Here is a 26,371-nt window from a genome sequence, read left to right as displayed (position 1 = left end):
ACTCAAGAAAACTTTAAATAGAAAAATATAATGGCAAAAGAACTGAAAGACCTTACCAAACGTAGTGAAAACTACTCACAGTGGTACAACGATTTGGTGGTAAAAGCTGACTTGGCAGAACAGTCTGCTGTGCGCGGATGTATGGTGATTAAGCCTTACGGATACGCCATCTGGGAAAAAATGCAACGTCAATTGGATGATATGTTCAAAGAAACAGGACATGTAAACGCATACTTCCCGTTATTAATCCCGAAATCATTCTTAAGCCGCGAAGCTGAACACGTAGAAGGTTTTGCTAAAGAGTGTGCCGTTGTAACGCATTATCGCTTGAAGAATGCAGAAGACGGTTCAGGAGTTGTAGTAGATCCTGCAGCTAAATTGGAAGAGGAATTAATTATCCGCCCGACATCAGAAACAATCATCTGGAATACTTATAAGAATTGGATTCAGTCATATCGTGACCTGCCTATTCTCTGCAACCAATGGGCTAACGTTTTCCGTTGGGAAATGCGCACACGCCTTTTCCTGCGTACTGCTGAATTTCTGTGGCAAGAAGGCCATACTGCTCATGCTACTCGTGAGGAAGCAGAAGAAGAAGCAATCAGAATGCTGAATGTATATGGTGAATTTGCAGAAAAATATATGGCCGTTCCTGTTGTAAAGGGAGTAAAATCAGCCAACGAACGTTTTGCCGGTGCACTTGATACTTATACAATTGAAGCCATGATGCAGGATGGAAAAGCGTTGCAAAGTGGTACCTCCCACTTCCTGGGACAAAACTTTGCAAAGGCATTCGATGTTCAATTTGTTAATAAAGAAAACAAGTTGGAGTATGTTTGGGCTACTTCATGGGGCGTTTCTACCCGTTTGATGGGTGCATTGATTATGACTCACTCGGATGATAACGGATTGGTATTACCTCCGCATTTGGCTCCTATTCAGGTAGTGATCGTTCCTATCTATAAGAATGACGAACAACTGAAACAAATCGATGCTAAAGTAGAAGGCATTGTAGCGAAACTGAAAGCATTAGGTATCTCTGTTAAATATGACAATGCAGATAATAAACGTCCGGGCTTTAAATTCGCCGACTATGAATTGAAAGGTGTACCTGTTCGTTTGGTTATGGGTGGTCGCGACCTTGAAAACAACACCATGGAAGTGATGCGCCGTGATACACTGGAAAAAGAAACAGTTACTTGTGAAGGCATTGAAACGTATGTTCAAAACTTGCTGGAAGAAATGCAGGCTAATATCTACAAGAAAGCATTGGACTACCGTAACTCCAAGATTACAACAGTAGATACTTACGACGAATTTAAAGAAAAAATCGAAGAAGGTGGATTTATTCTGGCTCATTGGGACGGAACCACTGAAACGGAAGAAAAGATTAAGGAAGAAACCAAAGCAACCATTCGTTGTATTCCGTTCGATTCATTTGTTCCGGGAGACAAGGAACCGGGTAAATGTATGGTAACAGGCAAACCATCTGCTTGCCGCGTGATATTTGCACGTTCTTATTAAATAGAAATCACACATAATTATAAAAAGGATGGAAACGATTCAATCGCTTTCATCCTTTTCTTTTTCCTTCCATATTATATTATTTGTGACCTGTCCAAATAGTTCATAGGACATTCAATGGTTATTTCAAACTCTTTTTTCAATCCATTTCAGTTTTATTTCAGAAATATCCCTTTTCTTTGTAGCTGTAAAAAAGAAAGGAGACAAAGTTATGAAGATATTGATTGTAGAAGACGAACCCTCTTTGAGAGAACTGATTCAATGTTCACTTGAAAAAGAACGTTACGTTGTGGAAACAGCCAGTGACTTTAATTCTGCTCTACGCAAAGTTGAAGACTACGACTATGATTGTATCTTATTGGACATCATGCTACCGGACGGAAGCGGACTTGATCTTCTTGAACGGCTGAAAGCTCTCCATAAACGGGAGAACGTAATTATTATTTCCGCAAAGGACTCCTTGGAAGACAAAGTTTTGGGACTGGAACTGGGAGCGGATGATTATTTACCGAAGCCATTTCATTTGGTTGAACTAAATGCACGAATTAAAAGCGTGATTCGCCGTCATCAGCATGACGGAGAAATTGATATCCGCCAAGGTAATGTACGAATAGAACCGGATAAATATCGTGTATTTGTCAACGATCAAGAAGTGGAGCTAAATAGAAAAGAGTATGACATCCTGTTATATTTTATCAATCGTCCCGGAAGATTAATCAATAAAAACACTTTGGCCGAATCAGTATGGGGAGATCATATTGACCAGGTTGATAATTTTGACTTCATTTATGCACAGATTAAGAATCTTCGCAAAAAGCTCAAAGATTCGGGTGCAAACATTGAAATCAAAGCGGTCTATGGGTTTGGGTATAAAATGGTAGTAGAATAAAAAAAGAAAGAGAATATTGTCCATGAAATTAATATATTACATCATTCTTCGTATTACGCTTGCTTTGACCTTCATACTGACGGTCTGGGCTATCTTTTTTTATGTTACGATGATTGATGAAGTCAACGATGAAGTGGATGACGCTCTGGAAGATTATTCGGAAACCATCATTATCCGGGCATTGGCAGGAGAGGAGCTACCTTCTAAAACCAACGGCTCCAACAATCAATATTATATGATGGAAGTAAGCAAAGAATATGCAGAAAGCCGGGAGGATATTCAATATAAAGACTCTATGGTATATATTGAAGAAAAAGAGGAAACCGAACCGGCACGTATTCTTACTACTATCTTTAAAGACGATGAAGGACGATACCACGAACTGACAGTATCAACTCCCAGCATTGAAAAAGATGATTTGAGAGATGCCATCCAAGTATGGATTATATTTTTGTATGTAGCTCTGTTATTCTGCATTATTATCATTTCCGTATGGGTGTTCTATCGGAATATGCGACCGCTCTATGTGCTTCTTCATTGGCTGGACGGTTATCAAACAGGAAAAAAGAATAAGCCGTTGAGTAACGAAACCCAAATCACGGAATTCCGAAAATTAAATGAGGCTGCTATTCGTTATGTAGAACGTACGGAGCAGATGTTCGAACAACAAAAACAATTTATCGGAAATGCTTCACATGAGATACAAACTCCACTTGCTATCTGCCGTAACCGATTGGAAATGTTGATGGAAGATGATTCGTTATCAGAAAAACAACTGGAAGAACTGATGAAAACTCACCAGACTTTAGAATACATCACTAAATTAAACAAATCTCTACTATTGCTTACCAAAATTGACAATGGCCAGTTTACAGATACCAAGCAATTGGAACTAAATGGACTTCTCAAACAATATCTGCAAGATTACGAAGAAGTTTACGACTATCGTAACATAGAAGTAACTATCGATGAACAGGACATTTTCAATGTGACAATGAATGAATCTCTGGCTGTTGCTTTACTCACGAATCTCCTAAAAAATGCATTTGTACATAACATTGACGGGGGACATATCCGGATCACTGTTACCAAAAACAGTATTACTTTCCGAAATTCAGGAGTAGAAAATCCGTTGGATAAGGAACATATCTTCGAACGTTTCTATCAAGGAACTAAAAAGGAAGGATCTACAGGTCTGGGACTAGCAATAGCCGATTCTATCTGTCGTTTGCAACACTTGAGTATAAGATATTACTTCGAACAGAAAGAGCACTGCTTCGAGATTTCCAGACAATAATTTTTTATTCAGAAAACACAAAGGACACGGAGTAAAAAGTGAATAACTTGTCGGTAATCATCATCCGATCTATCAGCTGTATTCATTTAACTTATTTCTCTGTGTCCTTTGCGTCTTTTATGGTGAGTCAGTTATCGGGATCGTATTTCTCTCCTCATAAACATGATATAAGAGATAGCGAAACAGATAACTGTTGCTGCAATCAGTCCCGTCAGTTGCGGCCATACGACTAAAAGACTTTGTCCCAACGGGAGCGGACTGGGAATAGCTCCCTGCACCTGTTCCATAGTCAATGGTCCCAAACTTCTAACAGAAGGCATCAATAATGTAGTGGTAGCTTCATTAAACAATTCACTCGGTGCCAAACGCATCAATCCCAAAATAAACTTTTGATAACTGATAATCTGATAAGGCGACGCCATCTGTGACGGGCTTAAACCTTTTGCCACCAAATTAACAATCATGGTATAGAATACGCTAAAGAATAACCAAACAGCCACCGATGCCAATGCAGAAGTCGCTGCCTGACGAAAACGAAGTGAAAACAAAATAGCTAAATTCAGCCAAAATGCTACATAAAAGATACTGGTAATGATGAAGAAAACAATTCGCCAAAACTCTTCTGCTGTAGGAGGAATGCCAATGGCAATCAATCCACAGCCCATTACCAAAAAGCCCAATACAAACAGCATGATACCTATTACAATTAGAGCAGCCACAAACTTCGCGTTAATAATGCAATCACGATGAATAGGCTGGGACAGCATACGGCTCAACGTTCCTTTATTTTGTTCGGAATTGACTGCGTCAAATCCTAAGGCGATTCCCAATAAAGGTCCTAAGAAGTTAATAAACAGTACAAAAGAGGGGAGAGTCCCATCTGAAACCGTAAACAACTTCAAAAATAAAAACGAGCCGTCCGGATCATTAGGCTTGATAGCTTCACCAATATTTGTGAGTGCTGTATATAGCGATCCCATGCAGGTAAGCGCTATAATACCTATTAATATAATGAAACGCCAACTTTTGACATGGTCGGAAATTTCCTTGTTGACGATCACCCAAAAAGGATGATTGACTTTATTCATGTCTTTCTCCTCCTTCCTCAAAATAATGGTTATAAATATCAGACAATTCCTGTTTCTTGTCTTTCAGTTCTGCCATATCGATCAACGCAAGTAATTGGCCATTACTAAACAAACCAACCCGGTCGCATACTTTCTGTACCTGATCCAAGTGATGGGAAGAGAAAAGTACAGTCAACCCCTCTTCCTTACTCAACCAGCGAATCAGTTCGATAAACTCCTGAACACCGGCCGGGTCAATTCCTGAAGTCGGTTCATCGAGGATAATAATCTCCGGATTTTTAATAAGCACATCAGCCAATCCCAACCGCTGTCTCATACCACGAGAATATTTTCCGGTCTTTTTGGTTAACTGTTCTTCAAGGCCTACCCGCTTCATCAGTTCCATAGCTTTGGTTTTCGCCTCCTTATCAGGAATACCATTTAATCGCGCTGTATAGATCAAGTTCTCCGGTCCTGTCATATCATCATAAAATCCTACATCTTCAGGCAAATAACCTATCCTCCTTTTTACTTCAATAGGATGAGTGGTAGAATTTATTCCACAGATTTCAACTGTTCCCGAAGTAGGCTCCGTCAACCCTAGCATCATTAAGATAGTAGTTGATTTTCCGGCACCATTCGGTCCCAACAATCCGAAGATTTCCCCTTTCCGGATATTCAGGCGAATATGATCTACAGCAGTGAAATTACCATATTGTTTGGTCAAATCGGTAAGTACGATCACTTGTTCGCCCATCATTTACCTCCTTCCATATTTACGGAACAGATAGTAAACCACACCGATAGTAGCAATGATGATAAGCACACCTACCCATCCCCATATCATCGGAGTTTTTACCGCAATTCTGAACTGCGCGTCGGCATTTACTTCAGGAGTTTTAGCCATGATAGTAGTCACATAGTCCCCGGGCAGTGCTTTTTTAGAAGCTTTCAAAGTAGCCATTACCGTTGATGTCTCTCCAGCTTTTAATGCGTCAACCTTTGAAGGTTCAAAAGTAACTTCCCAGTCTGCAGGTTTATTGGCAGACAACTGAATGTCTTTCAGTAATGAAGAACCAGTGTTTCTTACTTCCAGCTCTATTTTTTTCACATCACCAGCTGTGACATCTGTGCTTAATAACCCGCGAGGAGTAGTCAGTTCCATTTGATAAGAACCGGTGACAACTACTTCCAGTTCCAATTCGGCAGAAGTTGTACCTGTAGCAGCACGTACCGGAATTTTATAGCTACCGGCTTCTACATTGGCAGGAGGGGTAATATCTATACTTACATTTTGTGTACTGTTTGCCTCTACTTGTGCAGAAGTGGCTTGTTTGTAGTTCGGTTTAAAAACGATATTCCACCCTCTGGGGGCATTAGCCATCAAAGCATATAGTTGCTGATCGGCGGTCTGATTCTTTAAAGTAGCACTGAAAGTGAAGGTTGATTTCGAATTTCCCTGCATGTTGGGCTGGTCAGTAGTAAATTCGGTTTGGTACGTTCCTTTTTGAGCAACCACCACATCCAAGGGAAGTTTAGCGCTTCCGGCATATACCACAAAATGATAATTGCCTTTATTCACTTTTAATGGAACTTCGACTTTTAAATTAAAAGTCTTTTTCTCTTTGGGAAGTACCGACAACTGGCTAAGACTCCAGCCACCGGATTTCATTTCGTGTTTCCAACTGGCGGATAATCCGCTGACAGAAAGATTCGCATTCGTCAATTGGTCCGTGTTGTTGATAAGATCAATACTGTAATCAATTGACGCTCCGGGCGATACGGAGATTTTTGTGTAAGGTGTGTACAGAATCACGCTTTTCGGTATTGAATCATTGGCGTGTGTGTAACTCATGGGAATAACCCCCAATAGAATAGCTAATAATAAAAAATAATTTGTTCTCATAGTCATAAAAAAGTTCTTATGGTTATTTAATATGAATATCGTCAAATTCGTGTGTGCAAAAATAAACGATGTGTATATTAGTAGTTTTAAAAGAATCCTAAAGAATCTAATTTCAGGAAGAAATTATAGTGACGCTATCCTTATGGGATGGTGACGGTATCCTTTATAGATAGTGACGCTATGTTAACAGGATAGCGTCACTATATTTTTATGAGATTTTTTTCGATAATTCTCAAAATTCCCAAATCTTTTCAGATTCTCCTTTCATCTTTGCAATGCGAAATTAATAATAGTAGTAAAAACCAATATTTAAAAAACAACGATTATGAAAAAGTTAGTATTCTTATTAGTATGTTTTTTTACTTTGCAAACAGTAGCTCGTGCAGATGACGACAAACCTATTCAGGTAACTCAAATGCCACAACAGGCACAGCAGTTTATCAAACAGCATTTTGCCGACAGCAAAGTAGCATTAGCCAAAATGGAAAGTGATTTCTTCTATAAAAGTTATGAAGTGATTTTCACTAATGGCGATAAAGTAGAATTTGATAACAAAGGAAACTGGGAAGAAGTGAATTGCAAATATAGCGCGGTACCTACAGCTATTATCCCTGCAACAATTCAAAAATATGTAACGACCAATTATCCCGATGCTAAAATCCTGAAAATAGAGAGGGATAAAAAAGATTATGAAGTAAAACTGTCCAACCGTACGGAATTGAAATTCGACTTGAAATTTAATTTGATTGATATTGACTTCTAAACCTTTTAAAATAGAACAAAGATGAAACTAAAGATTTATACACTCTTACTGGCACTTTGCGTTACATGGAGCCTACAAAGTTGTGATAACGACGACGATAATTCAATTGCTGTTCCTACCGAACTTCAAAACGCATTTGCATCTAAATACCCTAATGCTGCAAATGTGAAATGGGAAACTAAGTGCGGATATTATGTAGCAGATTTCTATGATGGATATGAAGCATCTGCATGGTTTACCCAAGATGGAAAATGGCAAATGACGGAAACGGACATTCCTTACAATGCATTACCGCAAGCTGTGAAAACTTCTTTTGAAAAGAGTGAATATGCTTCGTGGAAACAAGATGATGTAGACAAATTGGAGCGGACAGGCGTTGAGACTATTTTCGTAATTGAAGTCGAAAATCAGAACCAGGAGATAGACTTATATTATTCTGCGGACGGAACTCTGATTAAAAGTATCGTAGACACTGATGATGATAACACCGGTCATCTTCCCGTTCAATTGACTGAAGCAATGAGAAACTTCATTAATGAAAAATATCCGAATGCCAAAATCATGGAAATAGATGTAGAAGATGATAGAAATGACTGGGATTTCGGATATACGGAAGTGGATATCATTCATAACGGAATATCAAAAGATGTTTTGTTCGATCAGACCGGAGATTGGCATTCTACTTCATGGGAAGTACGTCAAAATGAACTGCCCGAAGCTGTCAAAAATACGATTAATAATCAATATAGAGAATATCGTTTTGACGAAGCGAAACGTATTGAAAAAGCAGATGGCACCATCTATTATCGGATTGAACTGGAAAAAATGAATGTAGATCTTGAAGTAAATATCAATGAAGACGGCATTGTCATCCCATAAAAAAGGATGCACATGCTCCTGATTACATAATTCTCACATATAATGAACGATGACATATCCGCCTGGAATCATGTCATCGTTTATTATATGTTTATTGTTGTTGCGAATGATTTCTCTTTACTGCCGATTTGGCTGTTTTATCAGTGATACTGTCCGTTTGATGCGTTTTCACCTTTTCTGCTTCTTCCCGTTTGCGCTTATTACGCAACCGCCATTTATTCCAAAAATAGAGATCACTCCATTTATTGAAGTCCTTCTTGTACATGATACCTACTCCCTGTGTAGTCAGATTTGTTTTTGTATAATAGCGGTCATTCGTCTCATTATAAGCCTTTAAGCGTATATCTCCCGAACGGGTAATCAACCATTCTGCTTCAAAGTCTCCTACAAAGTTAGTATTAGCCATCGGATTATCCCGATAACCGAAGTTTCCGTTTATCAATAAACGATTATTCAATAATTGTCCCGATAGAATACCTTCTACTTCCATATCCGTCCAACCTTTATCACCCGTACTCAAATTCGTACCTATATTCCAGTTATTTGTTTCAAAGACTTGTGAAAGTGCATTGTTCAACTGGCCGGAGAGGGTAGATGAGAGCACCGAAGACATCACATTCGAATTTTGATTATTATTCCGTGCATCTTCCGTATAAAACTTACCAATACCCAGCAGGTAAAGGATCTGCATATTCATCTGTTCTTCCGTACTGATATAGTTACGCACCAATGTTTGTATTTCATCCCTTTCATTTGGAAGCTCTATGCCCAGCTTGATAGTCGGACGTACCAGCATACCACTTAAATTCATGATACAATTTACACGTACATTGGGTTGTTGGATAATAGCCGAAGCATCCGGTATCAAGTCATTCAAGGAAGCAGAATTCACTGTATATGAAGCTTGTATATCCATGTTAGCATCCAGAGGTGCTCCATTGAACGTTATTGTGCTTCCATCCTTGATTATAAAGTCCTTACGGATTACTTCCTGCAAGCTGAATTTATATACTCCCTGATTAATCCGATAATTACCAAACATCTTCACATCACCCTTATTATAAAATTCCGTTCGAATATTTCCCGTACCTTTTCCGCTGATATAGTCTCCAGCAATAGGGTCCATGATAATTCGCATGGTGGCATCGGGAGTTGCATCCACCAGAATATTCAAACGGATATCCGTTTTCTGCTCTTCTTCTGCCTGACGTTTTTGCTGTATTTGTTCGTAATATGAGATTACCTGAATAGAATCCTGAATAGTACGACGGGGGGTTTTATCTACAAACTTAATAAACTGATTACTGGTAGCCGATGCTACACTGCCATTAATATAAGTAAAGGTAGTATTTCGGTTGGTTGTCATAGCCACGTTTACGTCCAACCCTTGTGTGGCATTTCCGGCAAGTAATACATTTCCGGTACCGTATACCGTACCATAGAAAGGCATATCTGCCGATTCCTTCGTATTCATCACAAGCATATTATTTGCCTGTATCTCAAAACGATAGTTTAAGTTCTTAAAATGCTGGAAATGCAAATATCCGTCCATTCTTCCCGAATGTCCTTCCATGTCGGATATATGTATATTATTAAATGTCAATCCGGTAGGAGCTAGATGAATCGTGTCTTTTACAGCAAAATGTGTGTTCAGAATATCAAACTTCATGGAAGCGTCTGTCATAACCGCACCATCCAAATTCAATCCTTTGAATTTTCCATAGAAATGTACTTTTCCCGTCCCACGTCCTTTAATATCATTGGCAATAGACTTCATATAATGTTCGAGGAATTTTAAGTTCAATTCATTTGCTTCAATATTTAAATCAAGTCCGCTCTCGGGTTTCAATGGATAAATAATACCTGTGACACGTGACGGAGAAGGGGATATGTCCTGAATGGATGCATCCAACCGGATACCTCTATTTTCGTTATCCCACTCACCATAAATATCCAAATCACCCAAGCGACCCTGATTAAGTGAAAAGTTCTTTATATATAAACGGGTATTCATAATAGGTTTCTTTAGCACTCCGCTTGCATAAGCTGTTCCCGTTGCATCACCTTCAAAATTCACATCGTCGGATATGCTTGCAATATCAAATACATATCCCATATTTATATCTTTTAAATCAACCTTTACAGTATCTTTAGGATTCTCGGAGAGCCGGCCGTTAATACGTACATATCTATCCTGATGGCTAAAGTAGAAGTTATTCACATCCACCCTGCCTGAATCGACCACCACTTGTGAAGCATGTATCTTCCAAAGAGTATCGTTTAAAATAACATCAGTAGGTTTTACATCCACCATCGCTTTCAACAATGGTTTTTCCCCGCTTGTACGTAGAAATTTGGCAACGGCAGCCAATTGCCCGCTATATGTCACTGCAGCATTATTCCCCCAATTCAATGTCGTACTGACATTATCATCTTTAGCTTGTGCATCCAAGGATAGATTGACTGCCCCTTTCTTTTTCAAAGAAGTCAAACGAACCTGTGCACGAATATGATCTGCAGGATTCTCGCACAGAATCATGCCCGACTCAATAAAGTTATTTTTATATTGCAGACGGGGAAAATATCCTTCTACACGCAAGCGTTGTAAGGCATCATTGAAATATCCCTTCAATGTGGAATGAGTGTACACTGTCAACGGTATATCAAAGATTGTAGATAAAATGTCCATATTATATATATGTACGTCAAACAGAAAATTGTTATGTGTTTCAATCGGCTTCTTGGGAGGTAATATTAAAGACGGCACATACTTCCGCATGATATTCAGAATACTGGCAGGTAATGTGTGGTACTGGAATTTACCTTCTATACTTGCTTTCAGGAATTCAGAAGTCAATCTTAGTTGGTTCTCGCCGTTCTGTTTGGTAGCCCGGATATTCATATTCTGCATAAAATATGCTTTATCCGGAGCTGTAAATTCCAAACTATCCACATTGATTTCTCCAATCATCTCATCCACTGATCCACCTGTGAAATTAGCTTTCAGTTTTAAAGAGAACTCCGCATCTGGGTATTTAGTCGTAAGATTCAAATCATGTGGACGTACTTTGTTGACTACTGCAAGAAAATTAAAAGTAGGCACTTTAGACGTAACATTTACATCTCCATTCAGATAAATCGATCCATTAGGGTCATCCAACGCCACTTTACCATTAAATCCACCTTGTTTGTATTCTCCATCCAATGTGATATTTTCATATCTATATCTGCTATAATCTACCGAAGCGATCAATCCTTTCAATTCCACAGCTGGCAATTGCCCGGTAATGTGCCGCCCATGTACATCCAGATTGAAAGTGATTTCTTCCAACTTCTCATTATCCAATAACTTACCTAACTGGAAATCTTCAGTTTTGACAGCACCGGAATATGCAAACAGTCCTTTAGCCTTGTCAGAACTCAATTTTAAGTCGGTTTTTACATTTCCAAGGCTCGTTTGTAATTGCCCGTAAGTAACTAGGTCCGTAAAGTATCCTGAAATCTCTCCCTGAAAACTTACATTTCCCAAACGTTCGAGAAGCGGAGGAACTCCATTATAATTGTGACTCAAATTACGCACTAAGAAGCCGACTCCACGAGTATTGGCCGAAAGCTCGGAAAGTGTTCCATATACATACGCATCTTGTGGACGCGACAAGTCCTGAAGCGACACATCCCCTCGCAAACGAAACTGGCGGTCGTCGGCCGTAATTTCCAAATGCGAACAAGTCAACTGGTCCACAGTTCCCTTCACCTCCATATCCAATGTTACCGGTTCCTTGAAATGCGATAGGATAGGAACAAAAGGAGAAATATCTTTTAGAGTAACTTGCGACGGCAAAGTACGGAAAGAGAAATGCACTTGTTCTGTAAAACGGTCAAAAGCTTTCAAACTATCATACTCTAAATGAATGGTATCCAGCTTAAGAGATGTTTCGGGCAACTCTATAGTAAAATTATCAATGTTTGTCTGCTTGTCATTGGCAACCAGTTTCAAACTCATTTTTTTCAAAGAAAAGCCGGATGCCTTTTCATCAAGGCTCAATCGCTTGATTCCTAAATTCAAAGAGTCCTTACTTAAGGCTTTCAGCGATATATTGGCTATGATATTTTGAAGCTGAATATGCTTGGCGTTAAATTTTCCCGGTGTTTCCTGTTCCGATAACACATGATAGGACATCCTTCCACGACGAATCAGGATGGAGTTAATTCGTAAATCAAGTGAACTTTCTCTCTTTACTGTATCTTTGGAAGCAAAAGCATCCAAAACAAATTTAAAATTAGGAGGAGACTCCGGAGTCTCTTTCCGGAGATCGATATTAAATCCGAAGAGCTGAACACTGCTAATAGATATCTTTCCTTTAAAGAAAGGCATAATATCAAACTTGGCGGATAAACGAGTGACTTTGAGCATTTCCTGACCACTTTGATCGTCAAGCAATACATCATCAATAATAATACGGTTCAATAGACCGATATTAATTCTACCAATCACTACCTTTGTGTTTAAAACTTCGGAAAGTTCTTTAGCCACAAATACACTCATTGTTTGCTGAATGCTTGGTATATTCAGCAAAACAATAGTCCCGATATATACTCCCAGTACAATACCAACTACCCAGCGTACAGTCTTTTTCAGCGTTCTGATATGCGATAACTTTTATTTTGCGAACAAAAATATAAAATAGTTCGTTACGAATCGTAGTTTTATGATTACTTTTGCACCGTTTAATAGTTTAAATACTTATGAGTGCAATAATTTTAGGAATTGAATCCTCCTGTGACGATACGTCGGCAGCCGTAATCAAGGATGGTTATTTGCTGTCAAATGTGGTATCAAGTCAAGTCGTACATGAAGCATACGGTGGAGTAGTACCCGAGTTGGCTTCACGGGCACACCAACAAAACATCGTACCGGTAGTACATGAAGCATTAAAACGTGCCGGTGTCACCAAAGAAGAGTTGAGCGCAGTAGCTTTCACTCGTGGTCCAGGATTGATGGGGTCTTTGCTTGTCGGAGTCTCCTTTGCAAAAGGATTTGCTCGTTCCTTAAACATTCCAATGATTGACGTTAATCACTTGACCGGACATGTTTTAGCACATTTTATTAAAGCAGAAGGAGAGGAAGAAAGACAGCCCGCTTTCCCATTTCTTTGCTTGCTGGTATCCGGAGGAAATTCACAAATCATACTGGTAAAAGCCTATAATGATATGGAGATCCTCGGACAGACTATTGACGATGCAGCAGGTGAAGCAATTGATAAATGTTCTAAAGTGATGGGACTTGGCTATCCGGGTGGGCCAATCATTGACAAATTAGCACGCCAGGGAAATCCGAAAGCTTTTACATTTAGCAAACCGCATATTCCCGGTTTAGATTACAGTTTCAGCGGATTGAAAACTTCCTTTTTATATTCATTACGCGACTGGCTAAAAGATGATCCGGATTTTATAGAGCACCATAAAGTGGATCTTGCAGCATCATTGGAAGCTACTGTAGTGGACATTCTGATGGATAAATTACGGAAAGCTGCCAAAGAATATAAAATTAATGAAATAGCAGTAGCCGGAGGAGTTTCCGCAAATAACGGATTACGCAATGCTTTCCAAGAACACGCTGAGAAATATGGTTGGAATATTTTCATCCCTAAATTCAGTTATACTACCGATAATGCAGCAATGATTGCCATTACCGGATATTTCAAATACCTGGATAAGGATTTTTGCTCTATTGATCTTCCGGCTTATTCCCGTGTGACATTATAATAAGTATACCTTATATATAATAGGATAAAACTAAGAAGTATGTTTGCCGAAATAATAACCATTGGCGATGAACTGCTGATAGGACAGGTTGTCGATACTAATTCTGCCTGGATGGGGCAGGAATTAAATAAAATAGGTATTGAGGTTCTTCGTATTGTTTCAATCCGTGACCGGGAAGAAGAAATCATGGAAGCGATTGATAATGCGATGGAAAGGGTGAATATTGTTTTAGTAACCGGAGGACTCGGACCTACCAAAGACGATATTACCAAACAGACCTTATGTAAATACTTCCATACGGAACTGGTTTTTAACGAAGAAGTATTCGAAAACGTAAAACGGGTACTGGCAGGAAAAATACCAATGAATGCACTCAATAAAAGCCAGGCAATGGTCCCGAAAGATTGTATGGTAATAAATAACCCTGTGGGAAGTGCTTCTGTCAGTTGGTTCGAGAGGGATGGCAAGGTACTTGTTTCCATGCCGGGCGTTCCACAAGAGATGATTGCTGTGATGACAGAAAGCGTGTTACCTAAGCTGCACGATAGGTTTCAAACGGATGTTATTATGCATCAAACATTTCTCGTACAGCACTATCCGGAATCTGTATTAGCCGAAAAGTTAGAATCGTGGGAGAACGCTTTACCGGAATGCATTAAATTGGCATATCTACCCAAACTTGGCATTATTCGTCTTAGACTGACAGGACGAGGACAAAACAGAGAAGAAGTAAAAGTTCTTCTTGAACGTGAAAAGTTAAAATTAGAGGAAATACTTGGTGAAGATATTTTCAGTGAAGAAGATACATCATTGGAGGTTATAGTCGGTGAGCTTTTAAAAAAGAAGAAATTGACCGTTTCCACCGCAGAAAGTTGTACCGGGGGCAGTATTGCCGCACGGTTGACTTCCATCGCCGGCAGTTCTGAATATTTTAATGGAAGTATAGTGGCCTACTCTAATGAAGTGAAAATGGGGCTTTTGCACGTTTCCTCCGAAACTTTGGAACAATATGGAGCTGTCAGTGAGGAAACTGTGATTGAAATGGTAAAAGGTGCGATGAAAGCATTAAAAACAGATTGCGCTGTTGCTACTTCAGGGATAGCAGGCCCTGGAGGTGGTACTCCGGAAAAGCCGGTGGGAACTGTTTGGATAGCTGCTGGTTATAAAAACGAAATTCATACTTACAAGCAAGAAACAAACCGCGGAAGAAGCATGAACATTGAAAGAGCTGGCAATAATGCCCTATTAATGCTCCGTGATTTACTCAAATAAAGAAAAAATAGGTGCCTGAAAGTGAATTATTTTAAGAAATTCTTGTTTTATACGGATAAAAGTGCTTACTTTGCGTCCTGTTTGAAATAAGTATAGATATAAAACTATAAAAATAAGATAGAAATGTCGAAGATTTGTCAAATTACCGGAAAGAAAGCCATGATTGGCAACAATGTTTCACACTCAAAGAGAAGAACTAAAAGAACCTTTGATTTGAACTTGTTTAACAAAAAGTTCTATTATGTAGAACAGGATTGTTGGATCAGCCTTAGCCTTTGCGCTAACGGGTTGCGTATTATCAACAAAAAAGGACTGGATGCTGCGCTGACTGAAGCAGTGGCTAAAGGTTATTGTGATTGGAAAAGCATTAAAGTAATCGGCTAAACGTAGAGGAGAAAACTTACAATGGCAAAGAAAGCAAAAGGTAACAGAGTACAAGTGATTCTGGAATGTACAGAACACAAAGACAGTGGAATGCCGGGAACATCTCGTTATATCACAACTAAGAACAGAAAGAATACTACAGAAAGACTTGAGTTGAAAAAATACAACCCAATTCTGAAGAGAGTAACAGTACACAAGGAAATTAAATAATAAAAGTAGTATAACCCATGGCAAAGAAAACAGTAGCAAGTTTGCACGAAGGTTCAAAAGAAGGTCGTGCTTATACCAAGGTTATCAAAATGGTAAAATCTCCGAAAACTGGAGCATACGTTTTTGATGAACAAATGGTTCCGAACGAAAAAGTACAAGACTTTTTCAAAAAATAATCGAAATAGCATATACGCTATAACTGCAAAATCCTCTCGTTGGTGAACAATGAGGGGATTTTTTATTGCTTCTTTTTTTTACTTTTCCAATCCTTTGTTATATCTTTGTAGCAAATGTATTATACAAACAAGTGTCAATATGGGATTTTTTAGTTTTTTTTCAAAGGAGAAGAAGGAAACTTTAGATAAAGGATTATCTAAAACCAAAGAGAGCGTATTCAGTAAGATTGCTCGTGCTGTGGCTGGTAAGTCAAAAGTAGACGATGAAGTATTAGATAATCTGGAAGAAGTACTGATCACATCTGACGTAGGTGTAGAAACAACTTTAAATATTATCAAACGCATCGAGAAACGCGCTGCGGCTGATAAGTATGTGAATACTCAAGAACTGAATCTTATATTACGTGACGAAATAGCAGCTTTACTTACCGAAAACAACTCGGATGATGTAGCTGATTTTGACGTACCCATCACAAGGAAACCTTATGTAATTATGGTTGTGGGAGTGAATGGAGTAGGGAAGACTACAACTATCGGCAAGCTGGCTTATCAATTCAAAAAAGCAGGCAAATCGGTTTATTTGGGAGCAGCCGATACTTTCCGCGCTGCAGCCGTAGAACAGTTAATGATTTGGGGAGAACGGGTAGGGGTTCCTGTTGTCAAACAGAAAATGGGAGCGGATCCTGCATCTGTGGCTTATGACACTCTTAGTTCTGCCGTTGCCAACAACGCAGATGTGGTTATAATCGATACAGCCGGTCGCCTGCATAATAAGGTGGGCTTGATGAACGAGCTGACCAAAATCAAGAATGTGATGAAGAAGGTCGTGCCCGATGCACCGGATGAAGTTTTATTGGTATTGGACGGTTCCACCGGACAAAATGCATTCGAACAAGCCAAACAATTCACTCTGGCAACCGAAGTAACTGCTATGGCTATCACTAAACTTGACGGAACCGCTAAAGGTGGTGTTGTGATTGGTATTTCCGATCAATTCAAGATTCCTGTTAAATATATCGGGTTAGGTGAAGGTATGGAAGACCTGCAAGTATTCCGTAAAAATGAATTCGTTGATTCCTTGTTTGGAGAGAACGCATGAAAAGAAAGAGAATAGATATTATCACTTTAGGATGCTCTAAAAACTTGGTTGACTCCGAACAGTTAATGCGCCAACTGGAAGAAGTCGGATATAGCGTAACCCATGATACTGAAAATCCACAAGGAGAAATTGCAGTAATCAATACGTGTGGCTTTATTGGTGATGCCAAAGAGGAGTCCATAAATATGATTCTGGAGTTTGCTGAAAGAAAGGAAGAAGGGGATTTAAAGAAACTTTTCGTGATGGGTTGTCTTTCCGAACGTTATCTGAAGGAATTGGCTGTTGAAATTCCGCAAGTAGATAAATTTTATGGCAAGTTCAATTGGAAGGAGCTTTTACAAGATTTAGGAAAGGTCTATCATGATGAGTTATATATCGAACGGACATTGACAACTCCCCAGCACTATGCTTACCTGAAAATTTCAGAAGGGTGTGACCGCAAATGTTCTTATTGTGCCATTCCCATTATTACAGGACGCCATATCTCCAAACCGATGGAGGAAATTTTGGACGAAGTACGATACCTGGTATCGCAAGGCGTGAAAGAATTTCAGGTGATCGCACAGGAATTGACTTATTATGGAATCGATCGGTATAAGAAGCAAATGCTTCCGGAACTGATTGAACGTATTTCCGATATCCCTGGCGTGGAATGGATTCGGTTGCATTATGCCTATCCGGCACATTTCCCAACGGATTTATTCCGGGTTATGCGTGAACGCGATAATGTATGTAAATATATGGATATTGCTCTTCAGCATATCAGTGACAATATGTTGCAATTAATGCGTCGGCAAGTGAGCAAAGAGGATACTTACCGATTGATTGAACAATTTCGTAAAGAAGTGCCGGGCATTCACCTGCGAACAACTTTAATGGTAGGGCATCCCGGAGAAACCGAGGAAGACTTCGAAGAGCTTAAAGAGTTTGTGCGCAAAGTACGTTTTGATCGGATGGGAGCTTTCGCATATTCCGAAGAAGAGGGAACCTATGCTGCAGAAGCATACGAAGACTCTATTCCACAAGAGGTTAAACAGGCCAGACTTGATGAATTAATGGATATCCAGCAAGGTATTTCGGCTGAATTGAGTGCAGAAAAAATCGGTAAACAGATGAAAATTATCATCGACCGTTTGGAAGGAGATTATTATATTGGACGAACAGAATTTGATTCACCGGAAGTAGATCCGGAAGTGCTGGTTAAGCGTTCAGAGAGAGAACTTAAGATCGGACAGTTTTATCAGGTAGAAGTGACGAATGCAGACGATTTTGATTTATATGCAAAGATTATAAATGACTATGAATAATAAGGAATTTACATCCGAACTAGCGGAAAGATTGGGATACACAATCAAGGATACTTCCGAATTGATGGGTTCTTTGTTGTCCAGTATGACACAAGAATTGGAAGAAGGTAATGTGATTGCAGTTCAAGGATTCGGCTCTTTTGAAGTTAAAAAGAAAGCGGAACGAATTTCAATCAACCCGGCAAGCAAACAACGCATGTTGGTTCCACCCAAATTAGTGCTATCTTATAGACCTAGCAATACATTGAAAGATAAGTTTAAATAAATAATTTCCCGTTATGAATGAAAGACTAACAATTCAAGACCTTACTGACTTATTGGCAGCCAAACATAGCATGACCAAGAAAGACGCCGAAGCGTTTGTTAAAGAGTTTTTTCTCTTGATAGAACAAGCTTTGGAGAACGAAAAGACTGTAAAAATCAAAGGATTGGGAACTTTCAAACTTATTGATGTAGATAGCCGGGAAAGTGTCAATGTCAACACAGGAGAACGTTTCCAGATAAAGGGACATACAAAAGTCTCATTTTCTCCGGATGCGAATCTAAGAGATACAATAAATAAGCCTTTCGCGCACTTTGAGACTGTTGTATTGAATGAAAATACAATTTTGGAAGATACTCCGATAGAAGATACAGAGGAAGAAGAAGCAGGTGAGGAAGCATCAGCACAAACTGTATTGAATGAGATTGGTGAGAATACGGCCTCCCTTGTAACAGAGGAATATGAAAGCACTGATGATGAGCTTTCAGAAAAAGAGTTGATTCAGGAAGAGCAAATAACTGCTCAACCATCTGTGGAAGACTTCATTGAGGAACCTGTTATTGTTGAGAATGTATCTATGGTAGAAGAATCTATTGAGCCATCCTCTCATATAGAGCCTAAAGAGACCAGTACAGAAACTGATATCGAAGAAAAAGTCGAACAGCTGGAAGATGAAGAAGTCCCGGAGGAGGAAGTTGCAATGGTAGAACAACAACCAGCAGCACCTATAATAGAAGAAAAAGAGGAGATCACTGCCGAGAAAATTATAGAACAAGAGCTTATGAAAGCAAATCTGCAACCTGTGGCTCCTATAATACCTCCTGCTAAAAAAGAAACGATAAAACCGGTCAAATCAGAACAAGTATCCCAACCGGCTTCTAAAAAAACAGCTCCAGTAAAGGAAAAATCTCCTGTACCTTATTTAATAGCCGTTATTGTAATCGTTTTGTTATTATGTGGAGGTGTTATCCTGTTTATTTATTACCCGGATTTATTTTCTTCTTCATCTGACAAGAATGCGCTGGATATGCCACCTGTGACAACTCAACCCGTTCAACCGGAAACACAACTTTCCGATACAATTGAACGGAAGGATACCATAAAGGAAATAACTCCTGATGCACCTAAAGTTGTTATGCCCACACCACCTGTTACTCAAAAAGAAGAAACTGTTCCTACCAAAGCAGAACCCCAGACAGCCCCACAGCAACCCGCTACATCTGCTTATTTGGATTCAGCATCTTATAAAATTACAGGAACCAAAACGAAATATACAATCAAAGAAGGAGAAACTTTGACTAGGGTTTCCTTGCGTTTTTATGGTACAAAAGCAATGTGGCCATACATTGTGAAGCACAATCCGAAGGTTATTAAGAACCCCAATAACGTACCATATGGCACAACAATTGAAATACCGGAACTTACAAAAGAATAAATAGCAATAATCCATTCACCCGATCATGCAAATCCTGTATTGATCGGGTGAAATGTTATGGATGTACAAAAGCGTATGAAAGTACCTTAATCTAAAGATTTCGCATTGTTTTTTAATAAAAATTAGTTGCAATCGTTAATTATATGGCGTACTTTTGGAGGCAAAATAAGAAGCCTTACAACACACAGGAAAGGCTTACATAAAATAAAAGGGATTTAAATAATAAAATATTAAGTATTTATGGCTGAATCAATTGATATCCGCGAGCTAAATGAGCGGATTGAAAGACAAAGTGCTTTCGTTACCAATCTTACGACAGGGATGGACCAAATCATTGTTGGTCAGAAACATTTGGTTGAATCACTGCTTATCGGATTACTTTCCGATGGTCACGTTCTTTTGGAAGGTGTGCCTGGTTTGGCGAAAACTTTGGCTATTAAAACACTCGCTTCTCTGATTGATGCGAAGTATAGCCGTATCCAGTTTACGCCGGACTTATTGCCTGCCGACGTTATTGGTACAATGGTTTACAGTCAGAAAGATGAATCTTTTAAAGTGCAGCGGGGACCAATTTTCGCAAACTTTGTATTAGCTGATGAAATCAACCGTGCTCCTGCCAAAGTACAGAGTGCTTTGCTGGAAGCAATGCAGGAACGTCAGGTTACTATTGGTAAAGAAACATTCATATTACCGGAACCTTTCCTTGTACTGGCTACTCAGAACCCTATCGAACAAGAAGGTACTTACCCGCTTCCTGAAGCACAAGTTGACCGTTTCATGCTGAAAGTTGTCATTGATTATCCGAAGCTGGAAGAAGAAAAACTGATTATTCGCCAAAATATCAATGGTGAGAAGTTCAATGTGAAGCCTATTCTCAAAGCGGATGAAATTATTGAAGCACGTAAGGTTGTTCGTCAAGTGTATCTGGATGAGAAGATTGAACGTTATATTGTAGATATTGTATTTGCAACCCGTTTCCCTGAAAAATATGACCTCAAGGAACTGAAAGATATGATCGGATTCGGAGGTTCACCTCGTGCATCTATCAATCTGGCTTTGGCTGCTCGTACGTATGCATTTATCAAGCGTCGCGGTTACGTAATTCCGGAAGATGTACGCGCTGTAGCACATGATGTTCTCCGCCATCGTATTGGATTGACATACGAAGCTGAAGCTAATAATATGACTTCGGACGAAATCATCAGTAAGATTCTGAATAAGGTTGAAGTGCCCTAATTTGTAGTTATAATACAGTCAATAAGTAGTCATTAATATCTATACATGACTACTTAACTACTTACTACTTAACTACTGTATAAATGGAAACAAGTGAAATACTAAAAAAAGTTCGCCAAATTGAAATAAAGACACGAGGATTGTCTAACAATATCTTTGCAGGCCAATATCATTCGGCTTTCAAGGGTAGGGGTATGTCATTTTCGGAAGTCCGTGAGTATCAGTTCGGCGATGATATACGTGACATAGACTGGAATGTGACTGCGCGCTTCAATAAACCTTATGTGAAAGTGTTTGAAGAAGAACGTGAACTGACAGTTATGTTAATGGTCGATGTTTCCGGAAGTTTGGAATTTGGTACGATCAAGCAGTTGAAGAAAGATATGGTGACGGAAATCGCTGCCACGCTTGCTTTCTCTGCTATTCAGAACAATGATAAAATTGGTGTGATTTTCTTTTCAGACCGGATAGAAAAGTTTATTCCTCCCAAGAAAGGACGTAAACATATCTTATATATTATCCGCGAATTGATTGATTTTCAGCCGGAAAGCCGTCGTACAAATATTCGTCTTGCCTTAGAATATTTGACAAACGTGATGAAAAGACGTTGCACCGCATTTATCTTATCAGACTTTATTGATCAGGACAGCTTTAAGAATGCACTGACCATTGCTAATAGAAAACATGATGTAGTAGCATTACAAGTGTACGACAGGAGGGTTAGTGATCTTCCCCCAGTAGGACTGATGCGAATCAAAGATGCGGAAACTGGACATGAACAATGGATCGACACCTCTTCCAAAGCTGTACGCCGGGCACATCGTGACTGGTGGATACAAAAGCAGACTGAACTTAACGATACTTTCACTAAAAGTAACGTGGATGCTGTATCTGTCAGAACCGACCAGGATTACGTAAAGGCATTGTTGAATTTATTTGCCAAACGAAATTAATGGAATCAAAGATGAATAGAAATATTATTCTGATAGCATTATTAGCTCTATTGTCTGTAGGCAAAGCAGCAGCACAGTCTGTCACGGTAGAAGCAAAAATTGATTCATTGCAGATACTGATTGGCGAACAGGCGAAAGTGCAATTGCAAGTAGCCATGGATGCTAAACAGCGTGCTATTTTTCCTGCTTACACCGATACATTAGTAAGAGGTGTGGAAATTATAGAAACAGTCAAACCGGATACTCAATTCCTGAATGATCGCCAACGAATGTTGATTACTCAAGAATACATTATCACTTCTTTTGACTCTGCTCTATATTATCTACCACCAATGCCGGTTACCGTAGATGATAAAGTATATAAATCCAAAGCTCTGGCATTGAAAGTATATTCGATGCCGGTTGATACATTACATCCGGACCAGTTCTTTGGGCAGAAACCTGTGATGAAAGCTCCTTTTGCGTGGGAAGACTGGTATGGATTAATTGCTTGTTCATTCCTGGCTTTACCTTTGCTTGGTTTACTGATCTATCTCATTATTCGTATACGTGATAATAAACCTATTATCCGTAAAATAAAAGTTGAACCTAAATTGCCGCCACATCAGGCTGCAATGAAAGAGATAGAACGTATCAAAACAGAGAAGGTATGGCAGAAAGGACAATCGAAGGAGTATTATACCGAACTAACGGATACACTTCGCACCTATATTAAGGACCGTTTCGGATTTAACGCATTAGAAATGACTTCTTCTGAAATAATTGACCAGCTATTGGAGTTGAATGATAAAGAGGCTATATCAGACTTGAAACTTTTGTTCCAGACCGCTGATTTAGTTAAGTTTGCCAAACATGATCCTCAGATGAATGAAAACGATGCTAATTTAATTAATGCCATCGATTTTATCAATGAGACAAAACAACCGGAAGAGGAAAACCAGAAACCGCAACCAACGGAAATCACTATCATTGAGAAACGTTCTTTACGTGTTAAAGCTATGCTGATTTGCGGAATTGCACTGTTATCAGCAGCACTGATTGGTACCTTTATATATATAGGTCTGCAGTTATACAATCTTTTTGTATAAAGAGTGTATAACTTAATACTAAATAGTAAACTGTTAAATCATAAATAAAATGGTTTTTGCCAATATTGAATATCTGTTTTTGCTATTATTGCTTATACCATATATTGTATGGTATATCCTGAAACAAAAGAAAAGTGAAGCAACCCTTCAAATTTCAGATGCTCGGGTATATGCACATACACCTAAAAGTTATAAGAACTATTTGTTGCATGTTCCATTTCTACTGCGCTGCATTGCTTTGGTGTTGGTTATCTTGGTTCTTGCACGCCCGCAAACTACTAACAAGTGGCAGAACAGTGAAATAGAAGGAATTGATATTATGCTGGCTATTGACGTTTCTACCAGTATGCTGGCTGAAGACTTAAAGCCAAACAGACTTGAAGCTGCCAAAGATGTAGCTGCTGAATTTATCAACGGACGCCCCAATGATAATATCGGTATTACATTATTTGCAGGAGAAACTTTCACTCAATGTCCGTTGACTGTAGACCATGCCGTATTGTTGGATATGATACATAATATTAAATGCGGCCTTATCACTGACGGTACTGCGGTTGGTATGGGTATTGCTAATGCTGTGACTCGCTTAAAAGATAGCAAAGCGAAATCTAAAGTTATTATCTTATTGACGGATGGTACTAATAATAAGGGAGATATTTCGCCTATGACAGCGGCAGAAATAGCAAAAAGCTTTGGTATTCGTGTATATACCATCGGAGTAGGTACCAATGGAATGGCTCCTTATCCTTATCCAGTCGGAAATACGGTGCAATATGTAAGTATGCCGGTAGAAATTGATGAAAAGACATTGACAGAGATTGCCGGAACGACAGATGGTAACTATTTCCGGGCTACGAGCAACTCGAAGCTTAAAGAAGTATATGAAGAAATTGATAAACTGGAAAAGACGAAACTGAACGTAAAAGAGTACAGTAAACGAGACGAAGAGTATCATTGGTTTGCTTTAGCAGCTTTCCTCTGTGTCTTGTTGGAAGTACTACTACGCAATTCGGTACTCAAGAAAATTCCATAAGAATGTTTGTCAATCGTTATTTGTCAATCATAAAATAGTAAGAAGATGTTTCGATTTGGAGAACCTACATATTTATACTTATTGCTGCTATTACCTTTTTTAGCAGCTTTCTACTTGTATTCCAACTACAAGAGAAGAAAGAATATCCGACGCTTCGGAGACCCGACTTTATTGGCTCAATTAATGCCTGATGTATCCAAATATCGTCCGGATGTAAAATTCTGGATTATTTTTGTTGCTATTGGCTTGTTCTCCGTATTATTAGCACGCCCCCAATTCGGTTCTAAGCTGGAAACGGTTAAGCGTAAAGGAGTAGAGGTAATTATAGCTTTGGATATTTCAAACTCTATGCTAGCCCAAGATGTACAGCCTAGCCGTCTGGAAAAAGCAAAAAGATTAATTTCCAGATTAGTGGATGAACTTGACAATGATAAGGTAGGTATGATTGTATTTGCAGGTGACGCTTTTACTCAACTACCAATTACAAGCGACTATATTTCCGCTAAGATGTTTTTAGAGTCCATCAATCCTTCGTTGATTTCTAAACAGGGTACAGCTATCGGGGAAGCAATCAATTTAGCAGCTCGTAGTTTCACTCCGCAAGAAGGGGTAGGACGTGCTATTATTGTTATTACTGACGGTGAAAATCATGAGGGTGGTGCAGTGGAAGCCGCCAAAGCCGCTGCAGAAAAAGGTATTCAAGTAAGTGTATTGGGAGTAGGTATGCCTGATGGTGCCCCCATTCCGGTAGAAGGTACGAATGATTATCGCCGCGACCGGGAAGGTAATGTGATTGTTACCCGTTTGAATGAAGCTATGTGCCAGGAAATTGCTAAGGAAGGAAAAGGTATATATGTACGAGTAGACAACTCTAATTCAGCCCAAAGAGCTATTAATCAAGAAGTGAACAAAATGGCGAAGTCTGATGTAGAGTCAAAAGTATATACAGAGTTTAACGAACAATTCCAAGCTATTGCATGGGTTATTCTACTATTGTTATTGGCAGAAATCTTAATTTTGGACCGCAAGAATCCTTTATTTAAGAACATTCACCTGTTTTCTAATAAGAAATAGTTATACGTATGTTAAAAAGTAAATATATTCTATTCGCTGTATTTCTGCTAGCGACAGCCGGTGTCTCGGCTCAGAAAGCAGAACGCGACTATATCCGTAAGGGAAACCGTCTGTTTAATGATAGTGTATTTGTTGACGCAGAGGTAAACTACCGGAAAGCTCTGGAAGTAAATCCCAAGTCTACAGTATCTATGTACAATTTGGGAAATACTCTTTCGCAACAGCAAAAGTTTCAGGATGCCATGGAACAATACGTATCGGCCAGCAAAATTGAAAAGGATAAAATGAAGCTCGCCCATATCTACCACAATATGGGAGTACTTTTCCAAGCTGGTAAAGATTATGCAAAGGCTGTGGACGCCTATAAAATGTCATTGCGTAATAATCCTGCCGATCATGAAACCCGGTACAATTTGGCTCTTGCACAGAAAATGTTGAAAGATCAACAAAATCAGCAGAATCAAGACCAAAATCAGGATCAGAATAAAGATCAACAAAAGCAAGATCAAAAACAAGACCAGAATAAAGACAAGCAGAAAGATCAGAAACAAGATGAAAAGAAAGATCAGCAGCAACCACCGAAGTCAGAAAAAAAACAAGATAATCAGATGTCAAAGGAGAATGCTGAACAATTGCTGAATTCTGTAATGCAGGATGAAAAAGATGTGCAAGACAAAGTGAAAAAGCAACAAAAAGTTATGCAAGGTGGTCGCTTAGAAAAAGATTGGTAATATAAAGTTGATGATATAAA

24 protein-coding genes are annotated in these 26,371 nt (G+C 39.1%); 20 read left to right on the top strand and 4 right to left on the bottom strand.

The annotated features are described in order from the left end of the window. Nucleotides 1-30 precede the first annotated feature (30 nt). From proS to DW173_RS01665, 3 genes are all read left to right on the top strand, one after another. A complete protein-coding gene (gene proS / locus DW173_RS01675) occupies nucleotides 31-1,524 on the top strand; it encodes a proline--tRNA ligase (protein ID WP_007752799.1) in 1,494 nt (497 codons plus the stop codon). Between the two features lie 211 nt (nucleotides 1,525-1,735). Beyond that, on the top strand, nucleotides 1,736-2,413 hold the full coding sequence (locus DW173_RS01670) for a response regulator transcription factor (RefSeq protein WP_007752797.1): 678 nt from the start codon (nucleotides 1,736-1,738) through the stop codon (nucleotides 2,411-2,413). 22 nt (nucleotides 2,414-2,435) lie between these two features. Continuing rightward, nucleotides 2,436-3,710 carry a sensor histidine kinase gene (locus tag DW173_RS01665; RefSeq protein WP_007752795.1) on the top strand — a complete coding sequence of 425 codons (1,275 nt, stop codon included), beginning with the start codon at nucleotides 2,436-2,438 and terminating at the stop codon, nucleotides 3,708-3,710. A 131-nt stretch (nucleotides 3,711-3,841) separates the two neighbouring features. Here the strand turns inward: DW173_RS01665 and DW173_RS01660 are convergent, their stop codons facing one another. The 3 genes from DW173_RS01660 to DW173_RS01650 are packed head-to-tail and all read right to left on the bottom strand — an operon-like array spanning nucleotide 3,842 to nucleotide 6,689. Continuing rightward, nucleotides 3,842-4,798 (bottom strand): ABC transporter permease, encoded by a 957-nt coding sequence (locus tag DW173_RS01660; protein WP_007752792.1) that lies wholly within the window; start codon nucleotides 4,796-4,798, stop codon nucleotides 3,842-3,844. Continuing rightward, a complete protein-coding gene (locus DW173_RS01655; RefSeq protein ID WP_004314352.1) occupies nucleotides 4,791-5,534 on the bottom strand; it encodes an ABC transporter ATP-binding protein in 744 nt (247 codons plus the stop codon). The genes DW173_RS01660 and DW173_RS01655 overlap by 8 nt, the downstream gene beginning before the upstream one ends. A gap of 3 nt (nucleotides 5,535-5,537) precedes the next feature. Further along, nucleotides 5,538-6,689, bottom strand: a complete 1,152-nt coding sequence (locus DW173_RS01650) for an NEW3 domain-containing protein (RefSeq protein ID WP_117684111.1) — start codon at nucleotides 6,687-6,689, stop codon at nucleotides 5,538-5,540. 319 nt (nucleotides 6,690-7,008) lie between these two features. Here DW173_RS01650 and DW173_RS01645 point away from each other — a divergent pair, with 319 nt between their 5' ends. Both DW173_RS01645 and DW173_RS01640 read left to right on the top strand, forming a co-directional pair. After that, nucleotides 7,009-7,446: a PepSY-like domain-containing protein gene (locus DW173_RS01645; RefSeq protein WP_008019169.1), complete on the top strand. Its 438-nt coding sequence runs from the start codon at nucleotides 7,009-7,011 to the stop codon at nucleotides 7,444-7,446. A gap of 21 nt (nucleotides 7,447-7,467) precedes the next feature. Then, nucleotides 7,468-8,325, top strand: coding sequence for a PepSY-like domain-containing protein (locus DW173_RS01640; RefSeq protein WP_117684112.1), 858 nt, complete (start codon nucleotides 7,468-7,470; stop codon nucleotides 8,323-8,325). 91 nt (nucleotides 8,326-8,416) lie between these two features. On the opposite strand, the gene DW173_RS01635 is transcribed toward DW173_RS01640, so the two are convergent. Continuing rightward, complete coding sequence (locus DW173_RS01635; protein ID WP_008771030.1) at nucleotides 8,417-12,871, bottom strand: translocation/assembly module TamB; 4,455 nt, start codon at nucleotides 12,869-12,871, stop codon at nucleotides 8,417-8,419. A 200-nt stretch (nucleotides 12,872-13,071) separates the two neighbouring features. On the opposite strand from DW173_RS01635, the gene tsaD reads away from it, so the two are divergent. The 15 genes from tsaD (at nucleotide 13,072) to DW173_RS01560 (ending at nucleotide 26,351) form a co-directional block, all read left to right on the top strand. Next, entirely contained in the window at nucleotides 13,072-14,091 is a 1,020-nt protein-coding gene (gene tsaD, locus DW173_RS01630) for a tRNA (adenosine(37)-N6)-threonylcarbamoyltransferase complex transferase subunit TsaD (RefSeq protein ID WP_120143520.1), read from the top strand. Between the two features lie 39 nt (nucleotides 14,092-14,130). Beyond that, nucleotides 14,131-15,363 (top strand): competence/damage-inducible protein A, encoded by a 1,233-nt coding sequence (locus DW173_RS01625; RefSeq protein ID WP_049702831.1) that lies wholly within the window; start codon nucleotides 14,131-14,133, stop codon nucleotides 15,361-15,363. Nucleotides 15,364-15,486: 123 nt separating this feature from the next. After that, the gene (gene rpmB / locus DW173_RS01620; RefSeq protein WP_004314359.1) at nucleotides 15,487-15,747 is read left to right on the top strand and encodes a 50S ribosomal protein L28; all 261 of its coding nucleotides are present in this window, start codon (nucleotides 15,487-15,489) and stop codon (nucleotides 15,745-15,747) included. A gap of 21 nt (nucleotides 15,748-15,768) precedes the next feature. Then, nucleotides 15,769-15,957, top strand: a complete 189-nt coding sequence (gene rpmG / locus DW173_RS01615) for a 50S ribosomal protein L33 (protein WP_002560155.1) — start codon at nucleotides 15,769-15,771, stop codon at nucleotides 15,955-15,957. 17 nt (nucleotides 15,958-15,974) lie between these two features. Beyond that, nucleotides 15,975-16,133, top strand: coding sequence for a DUF4295 domain-containing protein (locus DW173_RS01610; protein ID WP_004295982.1), 159 nt, complete (start codon nucleotides 15,975-15,977; stop codon nucleotides 16,131-16,133). A 139-nt stretch (nucleotides 16,134-16,272) separates the two neighbouring features. Further along, a complete protein-coding gene (gene ftsY, locus DW173_RS01605) occupies nucleotides 16,273-17,232 on the top strand; it encodes a signal recognition particle-docking protein FtsY (protein ID WP_009041129.1) in 960 nt (319 codons plus the stop codon). Next, nucleotides 17,229-18,539, top strand: coding sequence for a 30S ribosomal protein S12 methylthiotransferase RimO (gene rimO / locus DW173_RS01600; RefSeq protein ID WP_015531108.1), 1,311 nt, complete (start codon nucleotides 17,229-17,231; stop codon nucleotides 18,537-18,539). The genes ftsY and rimO overlap by 4 nt, the downstream gene beginning before the upstream one ends. After that, a complete protein-coding gene (locus DW173_RS01595) occupies nucleotides 18,532-18,804 on the top strand; it encodes an HU family DNA-binding protein (RefSeq protein ID WP_049703368.1) in 273 nt (90 codons plus the stop codon). The genes rimO and DW173_RS01595 overlap by 8 nt, the downstream gene beginning before the upstream one ends. A 13-nt stretch (nucleotides 18,805-18,817) precedes the next feature. Next, the gene (locus tag DW173_RS01590) at nucleotides 18,818-20,236 is read left to right on the top strand and encodes an HU family DNA-binding protein (protein ID WP_049702830.1); all 1,419 of its coding nucleotides are present in this window, start codon (nucleotides 18,818-18,820) and stop codon (nucleotides 20,234-20,236) included. A 240-nt stretch (nucleotides 20,237-20,476) separates the two neighbouring features. Next, a complete protein-coding gene (locus DW173_RS01585) occupies nucleotides 20,477-21,472 on the top strand; it encodes an AAA family ATPase (protein WP_004314364.1) in 996 nt (331 codons plus the stop codon). A gap of 83 nt (nucleotides 21,473-21,555) precedes the next feature. Continuing rightward, nucleotides 21,556-22,425: a DUF58 domain-containing protein gene (locus DW173_RS01580; RefSeq protein ID WP_004314365.1), complete on the top strand. Its 870-nt coding sequence runs from the start codon at nucleotides 21,556-21,558 to the stop codon at nucleotides 22,423-22,425. Next, the gene (locus tag DW173_RS01575; protein WP_120143518.1) at nucleotides 22,425-23,513 is read left to right on the top strand and encodes a hypothetical protein; all 1,089 of its coding nucleotides are present in this window, start codon (nucleotides 22,425-22,427) and stop codon (nucleotides 23,511-23,513) included. Before DW173_RS01580 ends, DW173_RS01575 begins: the two co-directional genes overlap by 1 nt. Nucleotides 23,514-23,562: 49 nt before the next feature. Next, the gene (locus DW173_RS01570) at nucleotides 23,563-24,546 is read left to right on the top strand and encodes a vWA domain-containing protein (protein WP_004314367.1); all 984 of its coding nucleotides are present in this window, start codon (nucleotides 23,563-23,565) and stop codon (nucleotides 24,544-24,546) included. Nucleotides 24,547-24,591: 45 nt separating this feature from the next. After that, a complete protein-coding gene (locus tag DW173_RS01565; RefSeq protein ID WP_004314368.1) occupies nucleotides 24,592-25,620 on the top strand; it encodes a VWA domain-containing protein in 1,029 nt (342 codons plus the stop codon). A gap of 8 nt (nucleotides 25,621-25,628) precedes the next feature. Continuing rightward, nucleotides 25,629-26,351, top strand: coding sequence for a tetratricopeptide repeat protein (locus DW173_RS01560; RefSeq protein ID WP_008022343.1), 723 nt, complete (start codon nucleotides 25,629-25,631; stop codon nucleotides 26,349-26,351). Nucleotides 26,352-26,371 lie beyond the last annotated feature (20 nt).

Source organism: Bacteroides sp. AM16-13, from assembly GCF_003602705.1.
In the GTDB taxonomy this organism is placed as follows: domain Bacteria; phylum Bacteroidota; class Bacteroidia; order Bacteroidales; family Bacteroidaceae; genus Bacteroides; species Bacteroides xylanisolvens.
This window is presented reverse-complemented; position numbering and strand designations above follow the sequence as displayed.

Coding starts and splice junctions, on each gene's coding strand:
- proS (WP_007752799.1), top strand. CDS start 31: ATGGCAAAAGAACTGAAAGACCTTACCAAACGTAGTGAAAACTACTCA.
- DW173_RS01670 (WP_007752797.1), top strand. CDS start 1,736: ATGAAGATATTGATTGTAGAAGACGAACCCTCTTTGAGAGAACTGATT.
- DW173_RS01665 (WP_007752795.1), top strand. CDS start 2,436: ATGAAATTAATATATTACATCATTCTTCGTATTACGCTTGCTTTGACC.
- DW173_RS01660 (WP_007752792.1), bottom strand. CDS start 4,798: ATGAATAAAGTCAATCATCCTTTTTGGGTGATCGTCAACAAGGAAATT.
- DW173_RS01655 (WP_004314352.1), bottom strand. CDS start 5,534: ATGGGCGAACAAGTGATCGTACTTACCGATTTGACCAAACAATATGGT.
- DW173_RS01650 (WP_117684111.1), bottom strand. CDS start 6,689: ATGACTATGAGAACAAATTATTTTTTATTATTAGCTATTCTATTGGGG.
- DW173_RS01645 (WP_008019169.1), top strand. CDS start 7,009: ATGAAAAAGTTAGTATTCTTATTAGTATGTTTTTTTACTTTGCAAACA.
- DW173_RS01640 (WP_117684112.1), top strand. CDS start 7,468: ATGAAACTAAAGATTTATACACTCTTACTGGCACTTTGCGTTACATGG.
- DW173_RS01635 (WP_008771030.1), bottom strand. CDS start 12,871: ATGAGTGTATTTGTGGCTAAAGAACTTTCCGAAGTTTTAAACACAAAG.
- tsaD (WP_120143520.1), top strand. CDS start 13,072: ATGAGTGCAATAATTTTAGGAATTGAATCCTCCTGTGACGATACGTCG.
- DW173_RS01625 (WP_049702831.1), top strand. CDS start 14,131: ATGTTTGCCGAAATAATAACCATTGGCGATGAACTGCTGATAGGACAG.
- rpmB (WP_004314359.1), top strand. CDS start 15,487: ATGTCGAAGATTTGTCAAATTACCGGAAAGAAAGCCATGATTGGCAAC.
- rpmG (WP_002560155.1), top strand. CDS start 15,769: ATGGCAAAGAAAGCAAAAGGTAACAGAGTACAAGTGATTCTGGAATGT.
- DW173_RS01610 (WP_004295982.1), top strand. CDS start 15,975: ATGGCAAAGAAAACAGTAGCAAGTTTGCACGAAGGTTCAAAAGAAGGT.
- ftsY (WP_009041129.1), top strand. CDS start 16,273: ATGGGATTTTTTAGTTTTTTTTCAAAGGAGAAGAAGGAAACTTTAGAT.
- rimO (WP_015531108.1), top strand. CDS start 17,229: ATGAAAAGAAAGAGAATAGATATTATCACTTTAGGATGCTCTAAAAAC.
- DW173_RS01595 (WP_049703368.1), top strand. CDS start 18,532: ATGAATAATAAGGAATTTACATCCGAACTAGCGGAAAGATTGGGATAC.
- DW173_RS01590 (WP_049702830.1), top strand. CDS start 18,818: ATGAATGAAAGACTAACAATTCAAGACCTTACTGACTTATTGGCAGCC.
- DW173_RS01585 (WP_004314364.1), top strand. CDS start 20,477: ATGGCTGAATCAATTGATATCCGCGAGCTAAATGAGCGGATTGAAAGA.
- DW173_RS01580 (WP_004314365.1), top strand. CDS start 21,556: ATGGAAACAAGTGAAATACTAAAAAAAGTTCGCCAAATTGAAATAAAG.
- DW173_RS01575 (WP_120143518.1), top strand. CDS start 22,425: ATGGAATCAAAGATGAATAGAAATATTATTCTGATAGCATTATTAGCT.
- DW173_RS01570 (WP_004314367.1), top strand. CDS start 23,563: ATGGTTTTTGCCAATATTGAATATCTGTTTTTGCTATTATTGCTTATA.
- DW173_RS01565 (WP_004314368.1), top strand. CDS start 24,592: ATGTTTCGATTTGGAGAACCTACATATTTATACTTATTGCTGCTATTA.
- DW173_RS01560 (WP_008022343.1), top strand. CDS start 25,629: ATGTTAAAAAGTAAATATATTCTATTCGCTGTATTTCTGCTAGCGACA.